Origin of the sequence: Paenibacillus mendelii, assembly GCF_024498075.1 — a bacterium.
Lineage (GTDB): Bacteria > Bacillota > Bacilli > Paenibacillales > Paenibacillaceae > Paenibacillus_Z > Paenibacillus_Z mendelii.
Genome location: NZ_JANHOF010000003.1, coordinates 247,267 through 268,000, shown reverse-complemented (window position 1 = coordinate 268,000; position 20,734 = coordinate 247,267). Strand labels below are relative to the sequence as shown.

The 20,734-nt window shown below is 51.5% G+C and carries 14 protein-coding genes; 1 reads left to right on the top strand and 13 read right to left on the bottom strand.

All coding sequences use genetic code 11. The features are described 5' to 3' along the window. Positions 1-89: 89 nt before the first annotated feature. The 12 genes from NNL21_RS11955 to NNL21_RS11900 form a co-directional block, all read right to left on the bottom strand. A complete protein-coding gene (locus NNL21_RS11955; protein WP_204819212.1) occupies positions 90-1,706 on the bottom strand; it encodes a response regulator in 1,617 nt (538 codons plus the stop codon). Next, the gene (locus tag NNL21_RS11950) at positions 1,699-3,489 is read right to left on the bottom strand and encodes a sensor histidine kinase (RefSeq protein WP_204819211.1); all 1,791 of its coding nucleotides are present in this window, start codon (positions 3,487-3,489) and stop codon (positions 1,699-1,701) included. Before NNL21_RS11950 ends, NNL21_RS11955 begins: the two co-directional genes overlap by 8 nt. A gap of 339 nt (positions 3,490-3,828) precedes the next feature. Then, positions 3,829-8,346, bottom strand: a complete 4,518-nt coding sequence (locus NNL21_RS11945) for a DUF4838 domain-containing protein (RefSeq protein ID WP_204819210.1) — start codon at positions 8,344-8,346, stop codon at positions 3,829-3,831. Between the two features lie 248 nt (positions 8,347-8,594). Then, the gene (locus NNL21_RS11940) at positions 8,595-9,488 is read right to left on the bottom strand and encodes an AraC family transcriptional regulator (protein ID WP_204819209.1); all 894 of its coding nucleotides are present in this window, start codon (positions 9,486-9,488) and stop codon (positions 8,595-8,597) included. 243 nt (positions 9,489-9,731) lie between these two features. Next, on the bottom strand, positions 9,732-11,156 hold the full coding sequence (locus NNL21_RS11935) for an aldehyde dehydrogenase family protein (RefSeq protein WP_204819208.1): 1,425 nt from the start codon (positions 11,154-11,156) through the stop codon (positions 9,732-9,734). A 245-nt stretch (positions 11,157-11,401) separates the two neighbouring features. Beyond that, the gene (gene gltX / locus NNL21_RS11930; RefSeq protein ID WP_204819207.1) at positions 11,402-13,066 is read right to left on the bottom strand and encodes a glutamate--tRNA ligase; all 1,665 of its coding nucleotides are present in this window, start codon (positions 13,064-13,066) and stop codon (positions 11,402-11,404) included. A 102-nt stretch (positions 13,067-13,168) separates the two neighbouring features. Beyond that, positions 13,169-14,572 (bottom strand): NAD-dependent malic enzyme, encoded by a 1,404-nt coding sequence (locus NNL21_RS11925; RefSeq protein ID WP_204819206.1) that lies wholly within the window; start codon positions 14,570-14,572, stop codon positions 13,169-13,171. Positions 14,573-14,860: 288 nt separating this feature from the next. Then, positions 14,861-15,253: a VOC family protein gene (locus NNL21_RS11920; RefSeq protein ID WP_204819205.1), complete on the bottom strand. Its 393-nt coding sequence runs from the start codon at positions 15,251-15,253 to the stop codon at positions 14,861-14,863. 63 nt (positions 15,254-15,316) lie between these two features. Further along, on the bottom strand, positions 15,317-16,015 hold the full coding sequence (locus NNL21_RS11915) for a hypothetical protein (protein WP_204819204.1): 699 nt from the start codon (positions 16,013-16,015) through the stop codon (positions 15,317-15,319). A 106-nt stretch (positions 16,016-16,121) separates the two neighbouring features. Next, the gene (locus tag NNL21_RS11910; protein ID WP_204819203.1) at positions 16,122-16,772 is read right to left on the bottom strand and encodes a hypothetical protein; all 651 of its coding nucleotides are present in this window, start codon (positions 16,770-16,772) and stop codon (positions 16,122-16,124) included. 138 nt (positions 16,773-16,910) lie between these two features. Then, on the bottom strand, positions 16,911-17,330 hold the full coding sequence (locus NNL21_RS11905) for a GH36 C-terminal domain-containing protein (protein WP_204819202.1): 420 nt from the start codon (positions 17,328-17,330) through the stop codon (positions 16,911-16,913). Beyond that, complete coding sequence (locus tag NNL21_RS11900) at positions 17,327-17,794, bottom strand: protein kinase domain-containing protein (RefSeq protein ID WP_204819201.1); 468 nt, start codon at positions 17,792-17,794, stop codon at positions 17,327-17,329. The genes NNL21_RS11905 and NNL21_RS11900 overlap by 4 nt, the downstream gene beginning before the upstream one ends. A 241-nt stretch (positions 17,795-18,035) precedes the next feature. Here NNL21_RS11900 and NNL21_RS11895 point away from each other — a divergent pair, with 241 nt between their 5' ends. Beyond that, positions 18,036-18,146: a putative holin-like toxin gene (locus NNL21_RS11895; RefSeq protein WP_256555181.1), complete on the top strand. Its 111-nt coding sequence runs from the start codon at positions 18,036-18,038 to the stop codon at positions 18,144-18,146. A gap of 543 nt (positions 18,147-18,689) precedes the next feature. Here NNL21_RS11895 and NNL21_RS11890 read toward each other — a convergent pair. Next, the gene (locus NNL21_RS11890; RefSeq protein WP_204819200.1) at positions 18,690-20,663 is read right to left on the bottom strand and encodes a YjhG/YagF family D-xylonate dehydratase; all 1,974 of its coding nucleotides are present in this window, start codon (positions 20,661-20,663) and stop codon (positions 18,690-18,692) included. Positions 20,664-20,734: the final 71 nt, after the last annotated feature.

Sequence of the window (20,734 nt, the reverse complement as noted above, 5' to 3'; positions counted from 1 at the left end):
TATACCATAGGCCGGATAAGCATGAGAACGGCTACAATGTTTACATCGTAGTCTTTTGTTAACCTATGCTTCGAAATGGAGCCAGCCGGTTATTGTCCGCTGCGTTCCCGGAATTCCTGGGGTGTCAGTCCTGTATGCGATTTGAAAAACTTGGTGAAGTAACGGGGGGAATCGAAGCCGACCGTCTTGCCGATCTCATTGATTTTCAATTGCTTGTCCGGCAGTAATTGTTCGGCGCGCTTCAATCGCATCTCCGCAATATCCTCGGAAAGACTCCTGCCGGACAGCTGTTTATAAAGTCTCGACAGATAGGCCGGATGGTATGAGACATACTCTGCTATGCGGCTCAACGACAAGTCTGCATGGAGCTCCTGAACGATGAAAGCCTTGATTCGCATGATGACATCCATCCCCTGCTGCTCCCACTCACGCGAACGTTTATCAAACAGCAGCTCGATCAGCTCACCGTATAAGGCGAGAAACCGGTCCCAGCTCTCAAGAGGGGGGCCGCTGAATAAAGCGGATAGATCGATGCGTGCCTCCACCTCTTCCCGCAAGTCCCATTGGCGCATCGTGTCCAGGGCAATCGAGACGAGGGTGAAGTACAGCTGGGTTCGATCCCAGGATGCGCTTCGGCTCTGACTGCCGGACAGCTCCTCGAATTGCATTAAGGCATGCCTGAATTCCGCTCTCCGATTATGTTCGATCGCAAATTTCAATTGGGCGAGCTTGTGCTGGTAGACCGTCTTACCGGCCTCCTGCCCCTCCTGCTTGTGATCGATCAGAAACAGCTGGTTCTGCAGGCCAAAATGCCGGAACAGCTTATTCTTAAGTTGATGATACTGGACATGCGTCTCCTGAAAGGGAACGAATTTATCGCTGATGACCAGCGACATCTCCAATTTAAACAGCTGGGCGCATTTTTCTTGCACCTGTCCCATAATGCCCTGTGCGAACAATAGCGCCCGGTCTTGCGAAGCTTCCGGAGTCGAGGTCTGAATAAACCAAAGGATATGGGAGCGGTCGATATCGATGGAGAACAGAGACGTCGAAGGACGAAGCAAATCCTGCGCCACATTTTGGACCGCGAATAAAAATAAGGAACGATCGGCCGGCCTCACCTCCGTCCTCCATTGATCTACCTTGCCCAGCGCCATAAGAACAGGCTGCTGCGGATTTAGCGAAATCGCCAAATCCTCGAACTGCTCGGCAAGCTGCTCCACCTCGGCTTCACCGCTGACCAGCTCCATGAACAGCGATTTATGCAGAGACGATTTGGCCTGAACCCATCGCGCTCTGGCTTGCGCGGCCCATTGATCCCGCTGATCGTCCGCATCCAGCTCCTTGGCGGTCTTCTCCAGTGCTGCAATGATGACTTCATCGCCTTCTGTCTTCAAGATATACTCGGTTCCGCCTTGCCGCAGCGCCTCCTGAACATAGCCGAATTCATCATGACCGGTCAGAAACAGCACCTTGCATTTGGGCCATCTTCGCTGTACTTCCCGATGAAGCTCCAAGCCATTCATTCCGGGCATCCGGATATCCAGCAGCAGCACGTCCACAGGGACTCGCTCCAGACGCTCCAGTGCATCCTCGGCATGGTAAGCTTTGAATATTTCCCACTCCGGATTGCGCAAATCCCGCAAGCATTCCGCCAATCCATCGGTAAATAACGGTTCATCGTCAACAATCATCAATTTATACATCGCGTTCACTCCTTGCTTCATGCATGTTATCTATTGTGAGAGGAATCATCATCACGATCTTCAACCCGCCAAGTCCGCTTCGCTCAGCGGATAAGCCGTATGGGCTACCGTATTTCAACTGCAGCCTCTTATGAACGTTCAGCATCCCTGTCGTCTCGTCAACCGTGTTATCTTCATTCATCAGGCTAAGCCGTTCGCGAAGCTCTCCCAAGGCTCCATCGGAGAGGCCTTCTCCATTGTCTTCGATGATGATATGGAGATCCTGATCCGTCCGTGTAAACGACAGCCGGACATAACCGTCCCGCAGCTTGCTCTCCACCCCATGCGTGTAAGCATTCTCGATGAGAGGCTGGATCAGGAGCTTCGGCACCTGCAGCTTGCCGATCTCTTCCGGAAGAGGCTCCGTGTCGGTCTTGATCCGGTTGGAGAACCTTAGCATCTGGATTCGAATATAGGCATCGGCATGGTTCATTTCGTCGGCAAGCGCAACCATCTCTGAGGCATTCCGGGTAATATACTTGAAGTAATCGCCCAGATAGCGCGTATATTCGGCGACCTGCTCCACGTCATGCCGCTGGGCAAGCCGGTAGATGACATAATAGCTGTTATAGAGAAAGTGCGGATTAATTTGCGATTGAAGCTGCTTCAGCTCCGACAGCTGCAGCCTAATCTTGTGTTCATATACTTCCTGGATCAACGTTTTGAGACGGCTGGCCATAGAATTGAACTGCCGGTATACAATGGAGAACTCGTCTCCCTTGCGCGTGCTGAGGACGGTCTCGAAATCTCCCTGCTCGATTCGTCTTAGTCCAGCCATCAGCCGTTGAAACGGTTGATGAATCAGCCGGTAGATCCAATAGGCGAACAGCAGGACGAATAGCAGGGACACGACCAGAATCGAGTACAGCATATAGCTATAACGGCTTAGCATCCCCGTGAATTCCGCTTCCGGTACGGCTACGAGCAGTTCGACGCCGAGGATGTCCGATTTCTCGTGCATAATCATATAGCTCTCCCGTTCGACATCGGCAATCACGTAATCCCCCTTCGGCTCGCCCCCCTGCTTAACCGCATCCGTTAAGGCCGACAGTCGGGTGCTCTCCTGCCACTCGGCATGATTCGAGACGCTCCAATGTCCTTTCGGATTATACAGAATGGCAACGCCACTCTGATGGTTGTCTGTGCTCCCAATGTTCGCGAGCATCTTCTTGATGCTTGGCTCGGACAATTCGATTTCGATCGAATGAATGAAATTGTCATCCGTCAAGGGGACCGGATAGAGCCCGCCTAACGCAAGTCCGGTCCGGGACGTATGCAGCATCGATTTGTCTTTATAGGACCCCAGCATTCTTCGCACATCTTCCTTCGCGATCTGGTTCTCGTAGCTGCTTGCAAAGACGCCGCGCTGCAGATTAGGGAAGTACACCTTTACATCCTTGACGAATGTGCTGGACGTCTTCAGAAGGGCCAGCTTGTCTTTCACCGACAGAATGAGCGAATTCTTGGTATAGGGATCCAAATACGGCCCTTCTATGGCCAGCTGAAGAAATTCTTCATTGCTCAAATATTCATTCTTCAACCGGTCGATCCGCTGAATCTCGGTTTCGAAGCTGTCCAGAAAATAGCGTGCGTTCGAGCCGATCGCGTCTGTCGAACGTTTTAATATATTTTGCTCGGCATGCTGGGTGATGTAGAAATTCATAATATAGACGGGGACGTTCAGAACAATAAAGATGGCAACCAGATTCGCGAGGACCGTTCGGCGGATGTTGAAAATTTTCATGTTGTGGCATTCCTTTCAGCTGTTGTCCGGCATGGCCGTACCCGGTGTTTGTCAGCAATGGCATCACGAAATAGCTCGGCTCGGCATGGCCGATCGAAGTGGAGCTATCTTATGAATGATGCTGCTTGAATAGGATCAGACACAGGAAGGAAGCGCTCTCCCTCCAGAAAGTAAGCAGCGATATCGTTCCCGAGCTTGGTTACGCCTTACTATAGCCGTTGTGATTCCATTTGAAAAGAGGGGCGAAGCTCGTGTCTGCGTCCAGGCATACGGAAATTTCCGGATCCCGCCATGAAGAAAGCCGCCCCGCTTCTGTGAGCCGGGACGGCTGTGCATGCTTTATGGTTCGATGAGATGGATCGGGTTAAAATCGGAGGACTGCCAGACCGAGCCCCCGCCCCAGCCGAAAAATCCGGTCATGCCATGATAATTTCTGAAGAAGAATCCCATTAGCGTGTCCGTTGTATGAATATCAACGCCGATACTGGCGAATGGAATGACTTGAACCACATTCCAGCGATCCGTTCCCGTCGAAGCGTTTGTTTCCCACACGGTCTCAGGCGAAGGCCGCACTCCTTTTTTGTAAGCAAAATGAACCGCTTTCGGGTTGGAGAAGAAGGCGTAGAAGTCTCCCTCAATATCGCCCGTAACATAGGTTTCCACGGAGTCATCGGCACCGCTGGTCCACCAGGATCCCGGCGCATCGTCGCTTACGATCATTTTTGATACATCATCATCGAAATTCTCATACCCGACATACAGGTTCTCCTCGTCCCACAGCAGATATACTTTGGTCTCGACCGGTACCTCCTCCCTGGTTTTCATGACCCTGAAGTCATTGAACGGTTCAGCGCTAGTCCACGGTCCTTGGCTGAAATCCAGCGATTGCAGTATCGTTTCTTTGCTGGCCGTCGTCTTGACTGCATTGGCCGAAAGATCGGGAAGCTCTCCAATTAAATACGTCATCACCTCGAACGTTTTTTTAATCGGCTCTATTCTCGCCTTTGCCTTGTCATCCGCCAGCCTCCAGGCTTCATCAAGCGCAGTCTGGGCCGCATCCTTGATCCCGGCTTCGATGATGTACTTCCCGATTAATTGGCTTTCGCTGGAGTACCAGTTAATCACCTGCTGGTCATAATTCCAGCCTTGCTCGATAAGCGCGTAATACTGCTTCATGGCAGGTGCGGCGCTGCCATAGGCCTTCTGCAGGAATGAAGCCTTCAGCGCGTCTAAATCCGCATCAGGATTCCAGAACAGCTTATGGATGAGCCAGAATTGCAAGGCATTGACGCCCCAGTTCGGCGCTACGGCTTCAAACATTTGCATGCCGGTACCCGCCTGAATGCCATTATCTACAATACCTTCCGGCATCATCCCCATAATGCCCAAATCCCTGTAATATCGGACGTCCGCCTGCACCTTCTCCGCGATTGGTCTTTCGTAGGAATGGGAGTAGCAGCAGCCGTAATAATTATACATCACAACATTTTTTGTTTTTTCAGCCCACTTTTCCAGCTTGAGCTTGTATTCATAATTAGGATTTTGTTCATCACTCGAATTGAAAGGTGACCGCTCATCCTCAGTCGCCGGTGCCATCACAACCACGATATTATCCTCCACCTCTACAAGCGGCGGCACATCCGTGAAGAAATATGCAAAGGTTACAATTTTAACATTCGAATGTGCTGTCTTCACCTCTGCTGCGACTTGATTGAGAAAGTTGAAGAATATCGTTGACTTATAGGCAGGATCATCCGGCTGAACGACAATACCGTCCTTCGTAACAAATGGCTGTTTGCTCAGCTCGCCCTGATTGAAATTATGCGTATCGTTAATACCGATGCCCACATATTCAATGGACTGATTATTCAAGAACTGATTAATCCTCCCCGCGAAAACGCCAGGCAAATCAGGATGGTAGAAATTCAGCTGCGTTTGCTGCGACACTGGAACGTAATTTCCATTGGTGTCCACATTGTAGTAATCGGGATGATCCGCGAAGTAAAGCTCATTCGGGAGCCAAAACTCCAGATTATGTCCGAGATTAAAAGCTTTCAGTCCCGTGCTTTCATACCTCTGCCATTGCTGCAAATTGCCTGTCTCGGCAAACTTGGCGTTTAATTTATTGCGTGCCATCATCTTCTCCGTCTCTAGATCGGAATGATAGTCACCGTTTGCACCGTAGCCTGTAAGATGCCATCCGCGCACAGCAAAGGGGGACTTCTCCCGATAATCGACCTTGGCCGCCGTTATCGTGGATTGCGGCTTGTAGAGCGTTCCGGATTCCACGGAACGTGTCCAGTATACTTCCGCATTCTTCTCCATAAAGTCGTATACGCCATTCAGGACACCTTTGGGCTCAGATCCGATGATATAAATCCGGTTCCCCTCCTGGCGGATTGCAAAACCGTCCGAGTTATTCAGGTCGGCCATGTCGTTGGCATACTTCGTCTGTAATTCCGGGAAGGAGGCAGGCGTTCCCAGTATGATCTGCTTACGCTCGCCAGCTGCCGCTGCTCTTGCTTCCTCGCCGCTGCTCGAGTTCCCAATCCGATCCGGATCACGTTGAACCGGCTCTACTTGTTCAACCTCGCTCATGGATACATCGTCGATCCACATCGTCTCCGTACCAATAGCGATCATGAAGTGAATCCAGTTAAAGGAAGTCGTATGTGCCGCATCCGGCGTATACGTCATCTCGATTTTCTGCCATTCATCACTGATACTAAACTGCTGCTGCTTCTGGCTTAATGAATCCCCGCCAGCCGGCATCGCAATGCTGATCAGCATTCTCTGTCCGGGTGCCGTGCCTTTTACCCAGGCAGTGAGTACATATTCCCGGCCCTCCTTCAGCCACACCTCATGATCTGTCCGGACATGCGTATACTCGTTGCTGCCCAGATCCATTCTTAGCGATCGGCTGCCTGTGTGGGCTTCACGATCATCTGAAGAGCCGACTCCGGCCGGCGAGTACCATCCATCCGGCATGACAGCGCCCTCGCTCAGATTCTCCAAACTGTCGTTCATAATCAGATTGCGGTTCAGATTTACGGTAAGATCCAGCGTCTTGAATTGTCGGCCATCCACGCTGACCTGAATTTCAGCCGCATAAACGCCACTAACCCCCTCCCGAGAGACCGTTACCGTGACCTCCACGGATTGGATCTGTCCCGCCTCCAGTACGATCTCCCCTGGCATAGAAAGACTGATCGGGCTTCCACTCGTCTGAAGCAGATGGATACGCTTTGAAACACGGCTATTATTAATGAGCTGAATCTCCAGCGGATAATCGCCGCTCTTGATCACATTCAGCATACTTTGATCCAGGACTACACTGACCGGATTCGTGACATCGCCTGCGATAACCGGCAGTTCCGCCCCGCTCACCATCTTGATGGCGCTTTGCAATTCGGATGCTGCCAGCTTCTCCAACTGCCCCGCAGCCGGACTGACGATAATATCTGCATTCGGCTGCCCGGCTTTAACGATAGATGCCGCCTTTTCTCCGGGATCTTCCGGTGTCGGGATTACAATCGCACCTCCAAATCCAGAAGGGGCGACGCGGTTATCTTCCGATACGATTTCACCCGCGATAGACGCCGTTACGCCTTTGGCGAAGGTTATCCCCTTGGGCCACTTATTTAATTTCACGCCGGCAGCATTAAGGTCGGCCTGCTCAATAACCCCATCTCCTGCTGCTTCTGCCGCTTCATCGAAGACGATAGCACGTATGATGGTATTTAACGGAAACATGAATATAGATCCAGGCGTTCTATTCCATACTTTATTAAACAGTCCTATCAGCGTAATATTCTTCAAGGCTGCACCTTGCGGCAAACGAATCTCCACCTGATCAAAGCCTTCCGCATCGTCTGTAAGTTCTTCCTCCTCGAGAATGCCTCCGGACAGCATGACGGTTTGCGGTATTTCCGTCGTTCCCGATGCCGCCACCCGAACCTCTGCATTCCATTTTTGTACGATTAGGGGACCTTTCAACGTGGAATTCCGCACCTTAATGCTGTTTTTACCACCGCCTAGCACATATGTCGTTCCTTCGACAGTCACCCCATCCAGTGTCAGTTCTCCTTCACCGACACCCTGAGTGATGTACAAGTCTCCAGGAATGACAAGCTCTTTAATTGTTACGCCATCCGTATTTACGACCATATTCCCGGCCGCTTGCGTGCTATACGATCCCGGCTTGTTAATAAGCGTACCCATCACATTATCGATCAGTTGAACGATTTCGGCACGGGTGATCTTGGCTTTAGGAGCAAACTGCCGGTTATCACGCCCCTTCATGTAGCCACCCACATGCAAGGCCGCCACAGCTTCAAGCGCATAGGCAGAGATTTGCTTATAGTCCGCAAATCCTGCGGCAGTTCCTGAATCCGTTCCCGAACGATCGAAATCAATCCGGAAGGCTCTTGCTACGATGACCGCAGCATCCTCCCTCGTGATGAACGCATCCGGTTTGAACTTGCCTTCGCCCACACCTTCAATAATGCCTGCTTGATAGATTTTACTGACCGCATCCGCGTACCAGGCATCCGATTTCACATCCGTGAACGGCTTGTCCGCTGAAGGCTGAACAATTCGGAAGATACGGTTCATGAGCGCAACGAATTCCGCTCGTGTAGCTGTCCGATCCGGATTATATTGACCCTCTCCATTCCCTTCGAGAAGGCCTTGGCCGATCCATCTGCTCATAGGCTGTTCAGCCCAATGCCCGGCAATATCGGATCTCTCAGGCTCTGGGCCGGCAGCCGACACGGTTGAACTAGACGGCAGCACCGCTGCAATTGCCATACTTATAGACAGAAGCAGTGACAACACGCGTTTGAATGGACGTTTCATTCTCAAACCCTCCCTGACTATTTATGTTTCCCTCCCGCAATAAAGCGTTTACATTTCACAGTTACTCTCTCCCTCCTTGTTTTTCGTCCCCGATATGTTCACTTCCATCATAAGAAATTGCATATTTAGATACAATTGGCATAACGGTTATCTATTTGTCCTTTTGTAGCCAAAAAAAACAGACTGTTTCTCTTGAAACAGCCTGCTTGGCGGGTATGCTATCGGTTATCGGCAGCATTCCATCGCGGTTACGGCTTCGGACGGAATTGATTAGGAGAAACACCGGTCCATCTTCTGAATTGCCGGGAGAAATGACTGATTGTGGAGAAGCCTAATTTCTTCGAAATCTCCTCGATCGTGAACTCATAGCCAAGGAGCAGCAGCTTCGCTTGATTCAGCTTGAGCTGACTCAAGTATTGCCGCGGAGACATGCCGTATACTCTCGTAAATATTTTGTGGCAATGACTGCGGCTTATGTTCTGCTCCTGCGCAATTTGAGCGATGACCCCCTTGAAGCAATCCACGCTTTGAAGCCTTGCTTCTATTTCATGCGCGACATCGATTTGCAGTGTGGATCCGCCTGCATGCCCATCTTCATCGTCAGCCAATACTACGGAGGTCACATATGAAATGACTTCCTTCATGATGAGTAGAATGTGACCTTGCAGAGATAATTTCTCCATACTCCGTAACGTAATAAATCTTTCATCATCCATCCAATAATGATTGCCCGAATTCAGCAGTCCCTGCTGCAGCAGGCTTTCAATTTCATCCATATACGCCGGAAGCCGGGTCTGGTGCACATTTTCACGCTTCATATGCTGATAAGGAGACGCGGTAAGTAAATTGCGGAGCTCTAAATCATCGATATTGAAATGAATATTAAAGAAGGTATGAGGTCCTGCGGAGTCATTACGGGAGTGATGCTTCACACCGGGCTTGAGCAGTAATAAGTCTCCGGAATTGATCCGTATCTCGTGATCGTCCACGATCAGGGTCACCGCACCATCCCAACAATAAATAATCTCGAACAAGTGGTGATGATGCCGGGGATACTCCCAGCCCGCCGGTTTGACCCCAAAGTGACAGCCTACAATTTGCAGCGTGTGGGACATATCCGAAAAATGAATCTCGACATGCATCTGCATCCCTCTCCTCGTAGAATCATATTCGCATTCAACATGAAGAACGTTACCAGAAGCATCAAAGCGTAGTTGTATGAAGGAAGTCGCATGTTCATGGTCGATTATATGTTCAAGATGCAGACAGGGTAATCCTTTATTAACAGACGGATAATTCCAGTTTCCGTACATGCAGCAAAAAGTCCAATCACGATAAGAATTTCCTCGTAATTGGACATATGAAATAAAATGGTTATGGTTCACTTAGTTCCGGTTGAAAATAATCAGCTTGGTCTCCAGCATTTCCTCGACTGCATATTTGACGCCTTCGCGGCCGACACCGCTCTGTTTCACGCCGCCATATGGCATATGATCGACCCGGAAGGTGGGAATATCATTAATCATGACGCCGCCCACATGAAGCTGCTCCGCAGCATTCATTGCCGTGTTCACATTGGATGTATAGATGCCGGCCTGCAGGCCGTATAAGGAATCGTTCACATGCGCGATCGCTTCATCGATCGACTGCACCTTGTTAATCAGCACGATCGGAGCAAAGACCTCTTTGCAGGATACTTGAGCAGACGGGTTAACATGGAGAAGTACTGTTGGCAGCAGAATACTGCCCTCGGCAGTTCCGCCTGCGGCCACTACAGCCCCTTGTTCCTTCGCTTCCTCGATCCAAGACAACGCCCGCTCTACGTCTCGCTGTGAAATAAGCGCAGATACGTCCGTATCCTCATGGAGCGGATTACCTACTCGCAAGCTTTGCATCGAGGAGAGAAACTTCTCAACGAATTCCTCATAGCGTTCTTCCATTACATAGATGCGCTGAAGCGATATGCACACCTGTCCTTGGTACGAGAAGGCCCCGGCTATGGAGCGAGCCACGATAGAGCCAATGTCGGCATCCTTGTCAATAATAACCGCGGAGTTAGAACCAAGCTCCAGCGTAACTCTCTTCAAGCCCGCCCTCTCACGTATCTGCAATCCAACCCGCGGACTGCCGGTGAACGAAATATAGTTAACCCTCGGATCGGATACGATCTGCTCGCCGATCAGTTTGCCATCCCCGGTCACGACATTCAATACGCCGGCCGGCAATCCCGCTTCCTCCAGCAGCTCGCAAATAAAATATGCGGATAGCGGCGTCTGCTCCGCAGGCTTCAGCACGACGGTATTGCCCGCCGCTATGGCAGGCCCGACTTTATGCGCAACCAAGTTCATCGGGAAATTGAACGGCGTAATAGCTCCTACTACGCCAACCGGCTCCTTGGCGGTATAGCCAAACCGCCCTTCTCCCCCTGGTGCCGCATCGAGCGGAATCGTCTCGCCGTGAATCCGCTTGGCTTCCTCGGCAGCGAACTTATACGTCTGGATCGTTCGATCCACTTCCGCAAGAGCTGCTTTAATGGGCTTAGCCGCCTCAAGCGCAATCATCTCGGCAGCCTCGCTTCTTCTCTCTTCCATCAGCCTGCACAGCTTCTCCAGAACACTGGCTCTCTGATGAGCCGGCATAGCCCGCATGACAGGCCTTGCATTCACGGCCGCTGCGATCGCCGCCTCGACGTCCGCCGGTTCGGCGACGGCCACTTCGGCGATGGGATCATTGGTATATGGGGAATTCAGCGTCACGTACGAGGGTGTTTCCTGCCACTTCCCATTGATATATAAGTGCTTCTTAAGCATGGTATTTGACCTCCAGAACGTTATTGCAGGCAGCCTGCTCCATCATCGATTCGGCGATGATCCTCCATCCACAAAGCAGCTGTTCACGGGTGATAGCTTGACTTCACTTTACTCCTTAGCGGCATCTAGAGCAAGGTTCGCCCATGATATTCACATAAAAAGGAAAAATACCCTTAATTCGTTATCCGCTCAGTTAACGATAAAGAAAACCGCGTTTGTCGCGGCTTCCTTAGCTCCCTCGATGTTTATGTCCATTCCTTGCGTGTCCTCAATCTCGCCATAACGCGTTCATTCCCCATGACCTGCATAACGTCATACAAATCCGGAGTCCGGGCTCGTCCTGTAATCGTTAAGCGCAGCAGCAAGCTAACATCGCCTACATGCCCTTTATAGGCGGCTGGCTCCTTCTTATATTGTTTCATATTGCCTGCATAGCCGTGCCGCTCCGATAATTGTTGAATGGAGCTGAACCATTCATCCTTATCATCCGTATGACGATATACGCTCGCATAGTCCTCGATTACTTTCACTGCATCCTCCGTAGTGATGGAATCCGGCACATCGGAGGCCGCTACATCGGGGGATTCATTCTCATAGAAATAAGCCATATAGGCTGGAACGTCAGACCAGATCGCGATATCCTTGCGGGCGTTCGCTGCTCCTCTCCCGATGGCAAGAATAGCATGCGCATAGTCAGGATCGGTTTCTAGCTGGCCAGCCAGCTCGGGATGGAAGGTCTTCGCCCATTCCAGCACATGCCTATAGACTTCTGCGGCATCCATTCGGGCAATCACCTGTTTACTGATATCCTCGAGCTTAATCCGGTCGAACAGCGCGCCGCTGCTGCCCATCTTGTCCAATTCCAAGCGAAATTGATCACGTTCCTCCGAGGGATGTTCTTTTCTCCAATCCTCATAGGTCCAATTCGCCAGCCCCAGCATATATTCGAGAATGGCTTCAGACGGGAAGCCGAGCTCTTTGAAGTAGCTGACAGCCGCTTCAGGATCCTTCCGCTTGCTCAGCTTTCGCTTGGAGCTGCCGTCCTGCTTCAGGATCGGGGCAATATGGGAGTAAGAAGGCGCTTCTAACCCCAGCATCTCGAATAATTGCAGATGGATCGGCGCCGATGACAGCCATTCATCCCCGCGGATGACATGAGTCGTCCGCATCAAGTGATCGTCCACCACATGGGCAAAATGATACGTTGGCATGCCATCCGACTTCAGGATCACGATATCCATATCGTGCTCGGACAGCGTCACTTTTCCTTTGACGCCATCGCTGAATGTCACATGCCGGTCATGGCTTCCTTCCGATCTCAAGCGCAGCACATAGGACTGGCCTGAAGCCAGGCGCTCCTTCACTTCTGCGAGAGTTAGATTCCGGTGGAACGCCCATTCCTTGTAGCAGCCGGGTCTGAGCTTCTGTGCTTCCTGGCTGGCGCGGGCAGCCTCCAGCTCCGACTCTGTGCAGAAGCACGGGTAAGCGAGACCTCTTCGTACCAGATCCTTCGCATAGACATGATAAATCGCTTCCCTGTCGCTTTGCCGGTATGGCCCGTACCCGCCGCGCTCTTCCCCCGTCCCTATTACGCCTTCATCGAAAATAATGCCAAAATCACGCAGCGATTCCGTTATGCCGGAAATCCCGCCTTCGACTTCCCTTTTCTTGTCCGTGTCCTCGATCCTTAGATAGCACAGGCCGCCTGACTGCTTGGCCAGATGCGTGGAGATCATAGCCGTGAACAGTCCCCCGATATGGAGGAAGCCTGTCGGGCTTGGAGCGAATCGCGTCACGAACGCATCCTCCCCGAGCGTTCGCGGCGGATATCGCCGCTCGAGCTCCTGCGGCGATTCCGTTATGTGCGGAAACAGTAATTCACTTATCGATGTTGACTCGGTCGTAACCATCTACATTTCCCCCTGATGTACAAAGAATTCTCGGTAAATAAAACCAGCCGTGCAGGCGAAATCCTGCACCGCTCGTTCGTTCCTATCGACAGAAGCCGGCTGCTAGCCGAACTCAGGCGGCGTTCTGCGCGCCACGCCGGTCAGAATGGCCGCTTCGATAACGGCCTTGCGCACATTGGTAACAACCATTTCATTGAATATGCTTGGAATGATGTAATAGTTGTTCAGTTCCTTCTCGGAGATTACCGCAGCAATCGCCCGGGAAGCCGCGAGCTTCATCGGCTCGTTGATTCTTCTAGCCCGGCAGTCCAGCACGCCCCTGAATAAACCCGGGAATACAAGCACGTTGTTGATCTGATTCGCATAATCGCTCCGGCCTGTCGCGTAGACAGCCGCATGCGGCAGCGCCTCTTCGGGGGAGATCTCGGGTTCGGGATTCGCCATCGCGAACACGATCGGTTCATGGGACATCCGTTTGATATCGGCCGAGGTCAATAGTTTGCCGCGCGATACCCCGATAAAGACGTCTGCGCCCACAATAACCTCCTGCAAGGAGCCTGACGTGTCCTCCACCTGCGGCTGATCCGCCAGCCACTGCCACATCGGGTGCTCATATTGCCCGCCCCTGACAATCGCACCATGGCGGTCAACGGGAACCAGCCTTGTAACCCCAGCGTTCAACAGCATTTTGCATATCGAAACCCCAGCCGCACCAATGCCATTAACGACAACCCTAATATGCTCGGCCCGTTTGCCCGTCACCTTCAGTGCATTCAGCAGACCCGCAATGACGACGACGGCAGTACCGTGCTGATCGTCATGAAAGACCGGAATGTCCATCTCGTCAGCCAGCCTGCTCTCGATCTCGAAACAGCGCGGCGCGCTAATATCCTCCAGGTTAATTCCCCCGAAGATAGGGGCAATCGCTTTGATCGTGCGGATAATCTCCTCGGTGTCGGTCGTATCGAGGCAGATCGGAAAGGCATCTACACCAGCCAGCTGCTTAAACAGCATGGCCTTCCCCTCCATAACAGGCGCAGCCCCATATGGACCAATATCGCCCAAACCGAGCACGGCCGTGCCGTCGGATACGACCGCTACCGTATTACGCTTGATCGTCAAGGAGTAGGCTTTCATCGGATTCTCATGGATAGCGGTGCAAACCTTGGCCACGCCAGGCGTATAGACGCGGGATAAATCATCGCGATTCTTGATCGGGAGCTTCGGTTGAATCTCGATCTTGCCGCCCAAGTGGGCAAGGAAGGCCCGATCCGATACATTCACCAGCTTAATCCCGGCTTGGGCTTTAAGCGAGTCTACGATACTTGCTTCTGCTGTATCAGCCACATCGACCGTAATGTCGCGAACGGAGGAATCCTTGCCTGGACGTATGACATCGATCGATATAATGTCACCGCCCGCACGGGCGATTGTTGCCGCAACATCGCCGAAGCTGACGACTTGATGGTCAAGCTCTATGCGTAGAATAATACTTGTCTGTGCCATTATTATATCACCTGTTTCTATAGAATTGCTTTTCTAAACATGCATGCCCGCAAAATCTTCCGAGCACCGTCCTTCTATTTTCTATATAATAGGGTCCACACTATTTCCGCATCGCGCGCACAGCGAATCATTCATTAAATTTCTTCCATTAACATATGGATATATACCCTCAAATATCCGTTTAGATCCACAAAATAGAAATAAGACTGCCAGGATCGTTATCCCGGCAGCCTCCAGCTTTTGTATCCATAACTTGAATTCCTATTCGAAACATCATCCGGGCGGTGGTCAGTTCTTCTTACCGGAACCGAACCCAATCGCATAATTGTCCGGATCGACGATAACAAATTCCTTCCAAGCTCCCCAGTCTGCTTCCGTCACTACAGGCTCTTGAATAAATCGCGCTCCCTTTGCTTTGAACGCTTCGTATAATTCATCCATATCGGCGTGAGTCTCGACATAGGCATAGGTATCCCAAGAAACCTCCTGATATTTCCCTACTTTATTCGGCTGGACATCCTCGATCCGATCCGCTTGGATTAACTTAAAGCCCAAGGCATAGTCATCCCGTACGACCCACCAATCCGTTACTTCGCAGCCTAATACATCCGCATAAAATCGTTTGGATGCCTCCATATCCGATACGACCAGCACTTTGACTGAGAATTTCACCCTGCTCATTCATCTCATCCTCCGGTTCGTTGATCCTTCAACCTGCCATATAGGTACAACTATTCGCGGGAATTAGACCGATTTCCTTCTCTTTCTTCTAATAATTAGCAGAACGGCTGCCGTGATTAGTACAATTCCGGAACCCCCGACGACCAGGATCGCACTCACATTAGGCACATAAACCTCCAGAAGGACCGGCTTGGGAGATGTAAGAGGAATCGTCCACGTTAACGTCCGTCCTTCTTCTTCATCCGCATTGTGATCCCCGATCGTGTTAATCGGCAGCGTTAATTTAAAATCAAACGTAAGCTGCGTAAGAAACAGCTTTACAAGCCGTTCAGACACATTCAAATCCCCGATATACCGCAGAAGCCTGTCCGCGTTCAATCCGGTATCCACCTGGCCTGTAATGACGTACCTGGTAGACAAGAAGCCGGACTTCTTCTCCACAACCAGATCCTTCCCGTCCCAATTGCCGAAGGTCGCCTTCAGTTCATCGATGGATGAAAACGTCCTCTGAATCTGGTACTCCACTGCTTCGGCGTGTACCTCCTTCTTGTACCGGTACCCGTACTCGCTCGACTTACTCTCAATCGCTTCTTCAGCTTTCGTCCCTACCAGCTTCTGCGCACGCGAATCCAGGCGGATCGTCGCTGCCACTTCAATGCTGCCATCCATATGAATCGTGACATGCGCGGTTCCCTTCGCGCATCCCGCTAGCAGGAATAGTGCGAAGAGCAGAACCGATACTGCGAATAGCCTCTGCTTCATTTCGTTCCTCCGACAATCTGTTTAACTTTCCCTTACCCATTATTCGTCTTGTACCCGAGTCCCGTCAACTTGGAAATAGAGGGTCGGAGAACGCCGCGGCAGCCTGCTAACGGTGACTTTGCTGATCCGCTTCATCCTGGATCGTCTCCTTGTGCAGGACACTGCCATCTGCGGTATAGCCGGTGATATCGAACTTCGTTCCCTGATTCCGGTCCAAGAATACATAGAACAGCTTAAAATTCCGCTCCACTTCAATTAACTCTGCTTGCTTCTCCAAGCCGGTCAAGTAATCCTTCGCTGTCATTCGACGAATATCAGGATGGATCACGATTCCGAAAACCATCGGGAAGGGACTGTCAAACTCAGTGCCTTCTGTGCTTGAGAAATACATGGGTTCGAACATTTCCCTTCTTGCTTCCGTGTCGGTGAGACCCAGCTCATAATTTGATCGGCCGAACTCGCCGCCATATCCCCATTTCCAGCCATTCGGCGTCTTCTTAATATACTCCGCGCCGATGTGGATGCCATCACTTGGCATATTCCGTATGAAGAAGGCAACCTGTCCATCCGGTACAGCATGCTCATGGATCATATACGAAACATGCCCTGGTCCCCGCTGCTTCTCAATGGCCGCCACAACAGTCGGACTTGAATCAATGTCATCGTTTGAAGTGATATCCTGGTATAGGATGAATCCAACCACAGCAGCAGCTGCCAGCAGCAGCAGCAGGATACCCACTCTCCATCGCAGCAACATAATGTCCACTCTCCCCTAGTTCAACATGTACAAGGAAAACTAGCGTCAGGCTAGAACGATTGGTCGTTAACCGTTCTGAGCAGCCCCGTGTATACTTCTACCCTTGGAATTGTCTGTCATTGTATCATAGCAGGTAATTTATGTATATTGAGCGACGATTCCTGCGAATAGAAAAAAGGAGCAGTCGCGACTGCTCCTTAAGCCCGTTATCGGTATAGATGAGATCGTCGTACACACCTTCTTGCTATTCCCCGCTTCGAACAGCAGTAATTCCGAAGTCAAAGCGCCTTCCAGCCGGATAATCAAGCCTTGATTCATAAGAACATAACCATCGATGACTGTCGTTTGAGAGCTGTTGTCCCATGTCACTTTATATTTCTTGGCGCGATTCAAGCCTCTTACGCGGAGGGTATACTCCCGTTCCTGTGGGTTCGAGAGCTGAAACACTCCGGCTATCGCGCGGTCACGTTCCTTCGAAGCCAGCTCCAGCACACCCCAGCCCTTCGGTTCGTAGCCTTCCATCACCGGCGTATGATGATAAATTCTGCCCGTACTCATGAAAGGACGCACGAAATTGCTCTTGTAAGTGCCGTAGTATCGCGCTCATCCATCTTCGCAAGGCCAAGATCAGAGACAACGATTTTCCCTCCGTCAAAAACAAGCACATTATCTGGTTTAATATCGCGGTGGGTATGGCCGCTGGTGGGTATTGAATTAATGCCTTTACACATTCCCTCAAACACTTGCATTGTTTTTGCAATGTTTCCCTTCGTTTCGTGAATGATATCGGAAACGGATTGTACAGCAAGAGGCATAGTGAAGTATGGTGGGTTAAACTCGACATTGGCATGTAATACAGTCATTACATTCTCATGATCTATACTGGCCATTATTCTAACTTCTCTTTGAAACCGACGGATATGCTCCACATCAGATTCCGTACAATATTTTAATGCAACGTGCTTTCCCGATGTGAGATCTTTGACACTTAAAACCTTTCCGAATCCACCCTTACCCCTCATATCATCTAGTACCTCGTAACGAAGGTCTATAATGTCTCCAATAACATAGTCCTTACCACTAGAACCACCCTTTTTAATTTATATTCCCCATCTCTGATACCCATATAATGGAATTTTATCCGGAGAGATGTAAATAGCTAAAAGGTTTAATAGTGTTCTATGCGAATATGGTATAATTTATATAAGTACATAGTAGGGCTTGAAAGGCGGTCGGCTAATCTCCCGGAAGGGAGGTGATGCCTTGGAGGTTAAGGACGTACTGACGCTCATGATCGGATTCGGTTCGATGCTAATCGCGCTGATTTCGCTGATTGTGACCATCGTCATTACACTAACCAACAAAAAGAAATAGACCGCCCTGGACAAGGACCCGGTCTATTTCTCGATCGATTACTATCCGATAGCCTACCGCTCTTCAAGCGGCGTGTACCCGAACCGTAGATGTTAGCAGCATCTGCGGTTCTTTTCTTTATTCTTAGCATAACACACCTATTTAAACCGTTCAATGGCTTCAAGATACCCCCTTACTCAACCTTTACCCATCTCTTTTGAGCTTCATTGTGCTAGGACTCATCTCCTGCAGAACGAACCCCCGGTAAACAGCATCTCGTAAATGCCCGGATTCTGTATGCTCCAAAAATTCAATCCAACAAGAGAACAGATCCGATCCGATCCTTATGCAGTTGCTTCGCAACATTCATCAAAGCTCGCTTTTCTTCCGGATTAAATCCATACTCCACCATTGTTACAAGCCCTTCACTCTCTTTAACGAAGATCCGGAACGGGCGAATCGCATATCCAACAATGCTGCATTGAATTTGCTTCCGGTGTTTCCACTTGCTGCATGTACAAGAACTTCGTTCGCCGGCAGGGGATGATGAAAATCGCTATCGCCTTACCATCCAAGTGCTTTTTTCCCCGCGGCAAGCGCAGTTATTATTCTCTCCGTATCATAGATGCTGCCGCTCCAGGTGCCGCCGCTGACCGATTGCAGGGCGGCCCACAGTCGGGTGTCCTCAGGTAACGCTGGATCAGGGGCCAAATTCGGATGAGGATCGCGTAATGCCAGAATAGCCGCCCCCTCCGCAGCAGAGAAACGTTCCTCGCCCTGGCCAATGAAATTAATGGATCCCTCCAGCCGGTTAAGGTCAACGATAATCTCAATGATGTCGCCATCGAGCAGTTTGCCGATTGGCCCTCCCGCTAATGCCTCAGGTCCGATATGTCCAATGCACGCACCTGTAGAGACACCGGAGAACCTCGCATCGGTAATAAGGGAAACCTGCTTGCCAAAAGGCAAATATTTGAGCGCGGAGGTGAGCTGATACGTCTCTTCCATGCCGGATCCGGAGGGCCCTCTGCCGATAACCGCCATGACATCCCCGGCTACAATGCCGCCGGTCTTGAGCGCCCGGATTGCCTCTCTTTCCGTCGTAAACACTTTGGCTCTTCCCGTATGCCGATAGACGCCGTCCGTGCCAACGACACTGGGGTCGATGGCGGTCGACTTAATGACGGAACCCTCTGGGGCGATATTGCCGGTCGCAAATGTAACCGTTGAGGTAAGTCCGCGACTCTTCGCATGCTCCGGACTCATAATGACGCTATCCGGATCCACGCCGTCCGCCTCCCAAAGCCGTTCCCGCAGCCGGGCGCGTCTATCGGACATCTTCCACCAATCAAGCACATGGCCGAGCGTTTCTCCGGCAGCGGTCATGACGCTCTCATCCAGCACGCCGAGCGGTCGAAGCTGCAGCATGACCTCGGGCACACCGCCGGCCAGGAACGCTCGAACCGTGGAATGATACTCAGGCCCATTGGGCAGCACGCTTACGAGTCGCGGTACGGACCGGTTGATCTGAATCCAATCCTCCACTGTCGGTATTGTACAACCCGCCGCATGAGCAATTGCCGGAATATGCAGCAGCAGGTTCGTGGAGCCTCCGAAGGCGGCATGTACAGCCATGGCATTGCGTATAGATGCGTCGGTCACGATATCACGCATGCGTATCCCCTTCGCCTCCATCTCCATGACCGAGACGGCCGACTGACGGGCCATCTCCTCCCAGATCGGTTGACCCGAAGGGGCAAGCGCCGAATGCGGCAGCGCCATACCAAGTGCCTCGGCAACCACCTGTGCGGTTGCCGCCGTGCCAAGAAACTGGCAGCCGCCTCCAGGCGTAGCGCAGGCGCGGCAGCCGGCATCAGCCGCTTCCTGCAGTGTGATCTCTTGATTAGCGTACCGGGCGCCTATGGTCTGCACTTTGCCGGCATCCTCGCCGCTGCTTGGCGGCAAAGTGACACCACCCGGAATAATGATGCAGGGGAGCTCATGCATCGCGGCAAGGGCGATCATCATCGCCGGCAGGCCTTTGTCGCAGGTAGCCACGCCGAGCACCGCCCTGCGCGTCGGCAACGAGCGAATAAGCCGCCTGAACACAATAGCGGCATCGTTACGATAGGGCAGAGAATCAAACATCCCCGTCGTCCCTTGTGAACGACCGTCACAGGGATCACTTACATAGCCCGCGAACGGGACCCCTCCGCTTCGCTTAATTTCTTCAGCGGCGGCTTTAACCAGTAGTCCTACCTCCCAATGGCCGGTATGGTAACCTAATGCAACCGGTGTGCCATCCTCGGTCCGAACGCCGCCTTGCGTGCTGAGAATGAGCACCTGCTTGCCATGCAGCTGATTCGGCTGCCACCCCATGCCAACATTCTGCGACAGTCCGAATATGTCGCCGCTCGGTGCCTCCATCAGAAGCTCATGCGTCAGCGGCAGCGAGCCGGCGGGCCCAGGCGCCGATGTGCGAATATCATATAAGCCGTCTGTTGGTTGGTCCATCATGCGAGTGAATAGGCTGCTCATTACTCATCCCCCCATACTTATAATCTCGTGTTTTCAACTTCTAATGAGCTTGATATCCTTCCGTACTGCGT

Bases quoted from the DNA above. Each gene is read 5' to 3' on its own strand.
- NNL21_RS11955 (WP_204819212.1), bottom strand. From the start codon at position 1,706: ATGTATAAATTGATGATTGTTGACGATGAACCGTTATTTACCGATGGA.
- NNL21_RS11945 (WP_204819210.1), bottom strand. From the start codon at position 8,346: ATGAAACGTCCATTCAAACGCGTGTTGTCACTGCTTCTGTCTATAAGT.
- NNL21_RS11915 (WP_204819204.1), bottom strand. From the start codon at position 16,015: ATGAAGCAGAGGCTATTCGCAGTATCGGTTCTGCTCTTCGCACTATTC.
- NNL21_RS11950 (WP_204819211.1), bottom strand. From the start codon at position 3,489: ATGAAAATTTTCAACATCCGCCGAACGGTCCTCGCGAATCTGGTTGCC.
- NNL21_RS11935 (WP_204819208.1), bottom strand. From the start codon at position 11,156: ATGCTTAAGAAGCACTTATATATCAATGGGAAGTGGCAGGAAACACCC.
- NNL21_RS11890 (WP_204819200.1), bottom strand. From the start codon at position 20,663: ATGAGCAGCCTATTCACTCGCATGATGGACCAACCAACAGACGGCTTA.
- NNL21_RS11940 (WP_204819209.1), bottom strand. From the start codon at position 9,488: ATGCATGTCGAGATTCATTTTTCGGATATGTCCCACACGCTGCAAATT.
- NNL21_RS11905 (WP_204819202.1), bottom strand. From the start codon at position 17,330: ATGAGTACGGGCAGAATTTATCATCATACGCCGGTGATGGAAGGCTAC.
- NNL21_RS11900 (WP_204819201.1), bottom strand. From the start codon at position 17,794: ATGAGGGGTAAGGGTGGATTCGGAAAGGTTTTAAGTGTCAAAGATCTC.
- NNL21_RS11910 (WP_204819203.1), bottom strand. From the start codon at position 16,772: ATGTTGCTGCGATGGAGAGTGGGTATCCTGCTGCTGCTGCTGGCAGCT.
- NNL21_RS11920 (WP_204819205.1), bottom strand. From the start codon at position 15,253: ATGAGCAGGGTGAAATTCTCAGTCAAAGTGCTGGTCGTATCGGATATG.
- gltX (WP_204819207.1), bottom strand. From the start codon at position 13,066: ATGGTTACGACCGAGTCAACATCGATAAGTGAATTACTGTTTCCGCAC.
- NNL21_RS11925 (WP_204819206.1), bottom strand. From the start codon at position 14,572: ATGGCACAGACAAGTATTATTCTACGCATAGAGCTTGACCATCAAGTC.